Annotated in this window: 1 protein-coding gene; it reads right to left on the bottom strand. The window is 36.1% G+C overall.

Annotation, left to right across the window (positions count from 1 at the left end; genetic code table 11):
• A partial coding sequence (locus tag G6W42_RS10340; RefSeq protein ID WP_194173933.1) for a Cj0814 family flagellar-dependent secreted protein occupies positions 1-932 on the bottom strand: 932 nt, incomplete at both ends.

Genomic DNA, 932 nt, shown 5'->3' with positions numbered 1-932 from the left:
TTTGTAAGTATTAATGAACTTTTATACACACTAAGAGCCTCGTCAGTTATCCTTGTTGTGCCACCTTGTAGCACAAGACCTTGCTCGTTTTTTAAAAATGCTACAAAGATTTGCTCCTTTGTATAGCCTTGTTCATTATCATACACGGACATATCAGGTTTAAAGTCATATCCAGCACTGCTAACCCACATATAAGGGATAGTATGCTCAGTTGTCATCACTTCTGGAGAAAAGTCAAGGAAATTTCCATTGACCTCTACATTTATATCGCTTAGATCATCCCATAACTTATGTGCATCTTCTGCGTCTTGGGCTGTCCTAAAGATATGAGTTATCTTTTCATTGCTTCTATCGGTTAGCCCATCTATCTCATCGCTCGACATCCTACCCATTAGATATTCGGAATAATCTATTTTTTTATCTTTTGAAAAGTAACCCTTTGGCATCTTTGCTAGATCTTCATTTGAGTAAAACTCTTTACCCTTACTAATAACTCCAGCTGAAATTTGATCAAAAATTTTATAGTATTGCTTGATAGTATTTGCTAGATCGATATTTGCAAAGCTATCCTCTCCAAAGAGTTGGTTATCTTTTTTTGTTTCCATTATAGAATTTGTATAGTTTGGGTGCTTTTGATTGTGTAGCACTATCGCATCAAGCGTGCTTTTGTGGATTTTAAATTCTTGTGGCAAGCCTGCAGCTTTGTTAAAGTCAGCTCCCATAAATCCTTTAGCATCTACGCTATATCCATAACCCTCTTGTGAAGTAAATTTAGCCTGATAAAGAGAGTCGATAGCGCTAGATGAAACAAAGTCATTTTTAGGAATAGTGGCTTGGCTGATCGAATTTATATTTGGAGTGTTAGGTAAGAAATTTGCAAAACCTTCGCTTTTTGTCTGTTTTTGGTAGTGCTGTTTTGTTAAGATGGAGTT

The organism is Campylobacter concisus, assembly GCF_015230015.1.
In the GTDB taxonomy this organism is placed as follows: Bacteria; Campylobacterota; Campylobacteria; order Campylobacterales; family Campylobacteraceae; genus Campylobacter_A; species Campylobacter_A concisus_AF.
This window is presented reverse-complemented; position numbering and strand designations above follow the sequence as displayed.